We start from the raw sequence: 7020 nt of genomic DNA on the forward strand, positions 1-7020 counted from the left end.
CTATGAGGCTAAAAGAGGTGATGAAAAACATGGTAATGAAAGCTTTAAACATAGTACCTGCACAGGATAATCAAGTAAGTATTAGGGAGCCACTATCTCATAACATGAATGTACTAAGAAATAGAATATGGTATAGAGGTGACCCATCTGAACTGGATCAATTCTTTAAACAAGCAGCAACTGATGATGTGGGAAAAAGTAGGTTTTGGGCTGCAGTTCCCTCAGCAGATTCAAGCATTAGAAAGTTTCATAGTGGCATTCCTGGTGAAATAGTAGATAAGCTAGCAGATATTGTTATATCTGATTTAGATAATATTGAATTATCAGAACAAAAGTTATGGGATGAAATAGCGCTAGATAACAAGTTGAGTGATGAATTACTAGCTGATGCTATTAAAGATACCCTAATTTGTGGTGATGGTACTTTTAAATTGAGTATAGATACAGAGGTCTCAGAATATCCCTTAATAGAGTTTTTTAGTGGTTCTGATGTTAGTTACATCTATAAGCGCGGAAGGCTCCAAGAAGTCATATTTTATGCCTATTACACTCACAATAAAGAAACCTATAGGCTAGATGAGATATATGGCAAAGGATTTATTGATTATAAACTTTATGATAGGTATGGAAAAGAAGTACCTTTATCTAAAGTACCCGAAATTAGTCACCTGAGCAAAATAACATTCTCAGGTGATTTTTTAATGGCTGTACCTATGAGATTCTTTAAATCAGCTAAGTTTGAGAATAGAGGTAATTCAATATTTGAAAGAAAATCAGACAATTTTGATGCCTTAGATGAGGTTATATCTCAATGGATAGATGCAATAAGGGCTGGTAGAGTCAAGAACTATATACCAGAGGACTTAGTTCCTAAGAATCCACAAACAGGTGCATTTATGAAGCCTAATCCTTTCGATAATCAATTCGTTAAGGTTGGGAGCTCATTAAAAGAAGAGTCTAAAGACCAGATAGAACAGAAGCAAGCTGATATAAACTATGATGCTTTTGTTCAATCCTATGCCAGCACTCTTGATATGTGTCTACAAGGAATTATATCTCCTAGTACATTGGGAATAGACCTTAAAAAGACAGATAACGCAGAAGCCCAGAGAGAGAAGGAGAAAACAACTCTCTACACCAGAGGAAAGATAATTGATGTGTTAACAGAAGTTGTTCCTTTGTTAATAGATACCACTTTGAAGGTATATGACAACATGAAGTCCAAAAGCCCTAAAGAATATGAAGCCACAGTTACATTTGGTGAATACGCAAGCCCTGACTTTGGTTCAGTTGCTGAAATAGTAGGTCAGGCTAAATCATTGGGCATAATGAGTTTAGAACAGGCAATAAACGAGCTCTACGGAGACACCTGGACTGATGAAGAAAAGGCGCTGGAAGTACAACGAATCAGACAAGGGGATTTAGTAACAGATGAACCTGCTGCTAGCATTGATGGTATTGATGATGAAGATGTGATAGAAGATGGCGAAGAATAAAAGAGATAAGTCGTATGATCTTCGAGTAATCTACGAACAGATGGAACTTGACCTCATTCGCTCTATGCGAAGGAACTTATCTAGGCACCAGGGAGAAGAACAAAAGATTGGCTTTAAGTTTGAGCAATGGCAATCTGCCAAACTAAGAGATCTGGAAAGATACAGAAAAGAAAATCAAGAAATAATAGGTACATATAACGCTCCTATAGAGGATTTGATTAATCATACTCTGTTAAATACCTATAAAGAATCGCAAGACAATGTTAGTAACATGATTAAAGATATTCAAAATCAATATATCCAAGGAACACAGTTTAAATTTCCTGGAGAATTAGAGCCTATAATAGATGGTGCGAGCACTAAAGATATAGAGGCTGTAAAAAATGTCACAGAAAAGGTCATGGATAACATAAAGAAATGGAATGACGCCCCAAGACCTATTGATGATGCGTTTTTCAAATCTAATGATAGAAAAATTGATGCACTAATGGAAACAGTTAAAAATGACTTTAAGAAAGGGAATTCAGCTGTTTTAAGGCGCATGGATGATGTTTATAGGCAGACCATATTTAAAGCTCAAGTTTACTACAATCAAGGCGTTGTAGGTTTAGAAAAAGCTATAGACATGGCTGTTAAAGATTTTTTTGATAAAGGTATTGATGCTATTACATATAAAGATGGCAAGAAGGTAAATATAGCCTCTTATGCTGAAATGGCGCTAAGAACAGCAAATCATAGAGCCTATCTCATGGGTGAGGGTAAGAAAAGACAGGAAATAGGAAATCCTTTTGTAGTTGTTTCTGCTCATGCTACATCTTGTGAATTGTGCCTACCGTGGCAAGGGCTTGTTTTAATTGATGATGTTTACTCTGGCGGCAAGAAAGAAGATGGGGATTACCCACTGCTCAGTGAAGCCATGAAGAAAGGTCTAATGCATCCGAATTGCAGACATAATTTAAATACATACTTCCCTGGAATTTCTTCACTGCCTAAAGTACCAGATAAAAAGAAAGCTTTGGAAAATTATGAACAAGAACAAAAACAAAGGGCGTTGGAGAGAGCCATTAGAAAGCAGAAAAGGATTGTAGAAGGGACTAAGAACAAAGATAGTCTAGAGATAGAAAAAGATAAACTGAAAAAGCTTCAAGCGGATATGAGAAAGTTCTTGAAAGACAACCCACAGCTTAGAAGGGCTTACAGGAGAGAAAAACCTAATCCAGGTATTAGCAATAAAGATTTGAAAATCCATGAAGAGTCATTGAAGCAAAAGGCAATGGATGATAAAATAAAAGAAATTAAGAAATATATCAAGTCAGATGATTGTGTTAAAAAGATAATTGAAGGTAGACAAGGAAAGCACATAAAGGGGCATAATAATTATGAGGGTAAAAGCTATCTCTTAGATGGGGTAGACCCCCAAGAACTTGTAAATAAATATGCTGGAACTGGTGAACCTAAAATTTCTGATTTAAGTATGGAGTGGACTAAAAAAGAATTTATAACTGCTAAAGAAAACATAGGTGTTAGTGTAAACCCTGATTCGGGTAAAGAGTCTATAACAAGCTACTTCTCTATCAGCTATGCAAAGAAGGGAACGCATATAGTCCCAAGGGAGCCTAAGAAGGAGTGGAAAAATGATTAGTGTTGATGAAATGAAGAAAGCGGCTAATAAGGAAGTCGAGGTTAAGCTTATAAATGGTAAAATTTCAAAAGGATACTGTACAGAATATTTATGGCCAGAAGATGAAGATGAAGAGCATAATATTACTGTTAGAAGAGATGGAATTTTATTTGAGATTAATCAAAGCGAAATAGAAGAAATTGAAATATTAAATTAAAAAGCACTCAACTAAACCAAAAGTGATGTGACCCCCAAAAGTTGGAGTTCACTACAGTAAGAGGCTTTTTTTTATTATCGTTGAAAGCTGAATGCAGAAACTCGCCTATAGGCGAGAAAATGAACAATTGCTCAACTACTGTTCCGCAATTGTTTAATCACCACTCAAACAAAGTGTTTGTAAAATATAAATATTCTGAAAATTACGTTTAATATTGACAATCTTTTTAGTTAAGACTATACTGATAAAAATATTCTTACGGATATTCAATATCTTTTAATTCAACAATGTTCGAATTGTCTTATAAATTTAGCCAATAAAATTAAATTAGGAGTGTGAAGTATGGGAAAAATATTAAAAGAAGGTTTGACTTTTGATGATGTTCTATTAATACCTGCTCATTCAGAGGTTTTACCAAATCAAGTAGAACTTGCTACGGTTTTAACGAGGAAAATCAAGCTAAACATTCCTATTATTAGTGCAGGAATGGATACTGTAACAGAAGCAAAGCTTGCCATAGCTATGGCAAGACAAGGTGGCATTGGTATTATACACAAGAATATGTCTATTGAAGATCAAGCTATGGAAGTAGACAAGGTTAAGAGAAGCGAACACGGCGTCATTGTAGATCCATTCTTCTTAAGCCCAGACCATGTAGTAGGCGATGCATTAGAGCTTATGGAAAGATACCGCATTTCTGGAGTTCCCATTACAGTAGACGGAAAGTTAGTGGGAATTATCACCAATAGAGATCTTCGATTTGAAAATGACCCTACAAAAAGAATAGAAGATGCTATGACAAAAGACGATCTGGTCACAGCTCCAGAGGGGACGAACTTAGAAGAAGCGGAAAGTATTCTAAAACGTCATAAAATTGAGAAGCTTCCTATTGTAGATGAATACAATAATTTAAAAGGTTTAATTACGATCAAGGATATCGAAAAAGCTATCAAATACCCTTATTCAGCAAAAGACGATAAAGGAAGACTTTTAGTTGGTGCAGCTGTAGGCGTAAACAAAGACATAAAAGACAGAATAAAGGCTCTAGTTGGAGCAAGAGTAGACGTAATAGTTGTTGATACAGCACATGGACATTCAAAAGGTGTACTAGAAGCCATTCGACATATTAGGGGACTTTATCCTGAACTTCAAATTATCGCTGGAAATATTGCTACAGGAGAAGCAGCTAAAGATTTAATCGAAGCAGGAGTAGATGCTATCAAAGTAGGGATTGGACCAGGATCTATCTGTACTACACGTGTTATTGCAGGAATTGGTGTTCCTCAAATCACTGCTATTATGGATTGTGCAGAAGTCGCTAAAAAATATGGCGTTCCAATTATCGCTGATGGAGGTATTAAGTACTCAGGAGATATTGTAAAAGCTATTGCAGCAGGAGCGGATACCGTTATGATTGGTAGCCTCTTTGCAGGTACGGAAGAAAGCCCTGGTGAAACTATTATATATCAAGGTAGAAGCTTTAAATCCTATAGAGGGATGGGTTCGATTGCAGCCATGAAACAAGGAAGCTCCGATCGCTACTTCCAAGAGGGCAACAATAAACTGGTTCCTGAAGGTGTTGAAGGAAAAGTTCCGTTCAAAGGTTCATTAGCAGATACAGTGTTCCAGATGTTAGGTGGTCTTCGCTCTGGTATGGGATATTGTGGCGCTGCAAATATTCAAGAATTAAAAGAAAACACTCAATTCATCAAGATTACAAGTGCAGGTTTAAGAGAAAGTCATCCACATGATGTCTCTATCGATAAGGAATCCCCAAATTACACAAGCGTAAAATATTAGATGATAAAGGAATAAAAGAAAAAATAAGACCTAGGAAATAGGGTTTCCTAGGTTATTTTATTTAATGTATACTAGGTTAAAAGCAGTTTGTATTGGGTATATAGAAATACTGAAGACAATCGAAGAAAAAGGAGGCAGTAATCCTATGCAAAAAAACTTTATTTTGACCTTAATTGGTTCTATTTTAATTATCATTTTTGCTTTGACTAATTCAGCAGCTGTGTCGGTTAAACTATTTTTCTGGCAATTTGAAATTTCCCTAGCTCTCATTATTTTTCTATCTGCAGCAGTAGGAGCAATTCTTACAGTGCTTTTCGGTGGAATAAAACAATTTATTAAATCAAAAGAAATGAAAAAAATAACTACAGATAACGAAACTTTAATAGATGAAAATCACTCTCTGCAGGATCAAAAGAAAACGCTGAAAGATGAAAATAAAGATATTAAAAAGGAATTAGAAAAACTATCCATAGAAAACAAGAGGTTAAAAGGCGAAAATCAAGCTTTATTAGCGGATAAAAATAGACCTTCATTGTAATGTAAAAAGATAAGATTATTGACTTTAAAAGGTTTTATATATGTAGAAGAGCAGTATTTTATAGTATAATAAGTTGACAAGACATAAAAAAGTTGGGATTGACATTCGTTTATAAAAAGAGTACAATCAAGTTTAAATAATGTAGATTGGAAATAAGTAGAAGCAATGTCAGGCTTTATAGAGAGCAACCGGTTGGTGAAAGGTGCAAAAGATGAATTGCTTTGAATACATTCCAGGAGTTGCGGGCTGAAAGTGATTTTCTGTGTAGGCTTCGCCAGGTGCACCTGTTATAGTGCAAGGGTGTGATTGCACCTGTTGAGGTGAATGTCGTGAGGCATTTGTAAATTAAGGTGGTACCACGGATACAATCCGTCCTTTGAATAGAAATATTCGGAGGGCGGTTTCTTTTTACGCGTAAAAATGAGATAAGCGAAAAAATACTTTCTAAAGTATTTATTGAGATACAATAATAAAAGAGTCTATACTGCTGCAATAACGAGTAAAACGAAAACGCAGTTTTCATTTACGGCGAGTACTACAGCTACTATATAACTTTATTATGAGCACCTCATAAATAGGTAAGAAATTTGCTTTCATTTGACGAATCTCGCGACCTCGGCAGTGGCGAAAGCCACTGTCGAGGTGTATGTAAGCTAAAAATAAGCTTATCCCCCTCCCAAAATAATAAAATGGAGAAGAAGACATGCCTATTACAGAAATCCTTACTCAAAATGCAGCCTTATACGGTAGTGAAGTAAGTTTGGTTGAAATCAACCCAGAAATAAAAGAAATTAAAACCAGTTGGAAAGATTATGATTTAGCTGAAACAGACCCATCAAAGAAGTTTCGCCGAGAAATGACTTGGCGTGAATTTGATGATAAAGCAAATCGTATGGCCAATTTTTTATTGGATAGAGGGTTACAAAAGGGTCAGAAAGTAGCAATTCTACTAATGAATTGCTTAGAGTGGTTGCCCATTTATTTCGGCATACTAAAAACTGGCGCAATTGCAGTGCCATTTAACTATCGATATACTTCAGATGAAATTCAATACTGTGTTGATTTAGCAGAATGTGATGTTATAATATTTGGCCCAGAGTTTACGGAAAGAATAGAATCTATTCGAGATGAGATTTCAAGGGTAAAAATACGTCTATACCTAGGTCAAGATTGCCCTTCCTTTGCTGAAAACTATTATTCATTGACTGCATGTTGTTCTTCAGTAGCTCCTAAAATTATACTAAAAGAGGAGCAAGAGGCTGTAATTTATTTTTCATCAGGTACAACTGGCTTCCCAAAAGCAATATTACATACCCATGAGAGTCTTATGACAGCTGCTAAAGTAGAA

General features: G+C 35.6%; 6 protein-coding genes and 1 other annotated feature. All 6 genes read left to right on the forward strand.

All coding sequences use genetic code 11. The features are described from left to right. The first annotated feature begins 2 nt into the window (after window positions 1–2). On the forward strand, window positions 3–1496 hold the full coding sequence (locus tag Q7P22_RS07500) for a capsid protein (RefSeq protein ID WP_303862609.1): 1494 nt from the start codon (window positions 3–5) through the stop codon (window positions 1494–1496). Next, window positions 1483–3138, forward strand: a complete 1656-nt coding sequence (locus tag Q7P22_RS07505) for a phage minor capsid protein (protein ID WP_303862612.1) — start codon at window positions 1483–1485, stop codon at window positions 3136–3138. Before Q7P22_RS07500 ends, Q7P22_RS07505 begins: the two co-directional genes overlap by 14 nt. Then, entirely contained in the window at window positions 3131–3334 is a 204-nt protein-coding gene (locus tag Q7P22_RS07510) for a hypothetical protein (RefSeq protein ID WP_303862615.1), read from the forward strand. Before Q7P22_RS07505 ends, Q7P22_RS07510 begins: the two co-directional genes overlap by 8 nt. Before the next feature lie 342 nt (window positions 3335–3676). Beyond that, window positions 3677–5134: an IMP dehydrogenase gene (gene guaB / locus Q7P22_RS07515; protein ID WP_303862618.1), complete on the forward strand. Its 1458-nt coding sequence runs from the start codon at window positions 3677–3679 to the stop codon at window positions 5132–5134. Window positions 5135–5279: 145 nt separating this feature from the next. Then, complete coding sequence (locus Q7P22_RS07520) at window positions 5280–5672, forward strand: lipopolysaccharide assembly LapA domain-containing protein (protein WP_303862621.1); 393 nt, start codon at window positions 5280–5282, stop codon at window positions 5670–5672. A gap of 133 nt (window positions 5673–5805) precedes the next feature. Beyond that, window positions 5806–6052, forward strand: a binding site (T-box leader). 323 nt (window positions 6053–6375) lie between these two features. Beyond that, window positions 6376–7020, forward strand: a 645-nt coding sequence (locus Q7P22_RS07525) for a class I adenylate-forming enzyme family protein (protein WP_303862623.1), incomplete at its 3' end; no start/stop codon positions are given.

Source organism: Alkalibaculum bacchi (assembly GCF_937875145.1).
GTDB classification, from domain to species: domain Bacteria; phylum Bacillota; class Clostridia; order Eubacteriales; family Alkalibacteraceae; genus Alkalibaculum; species Alkalibaculum bacchi_A.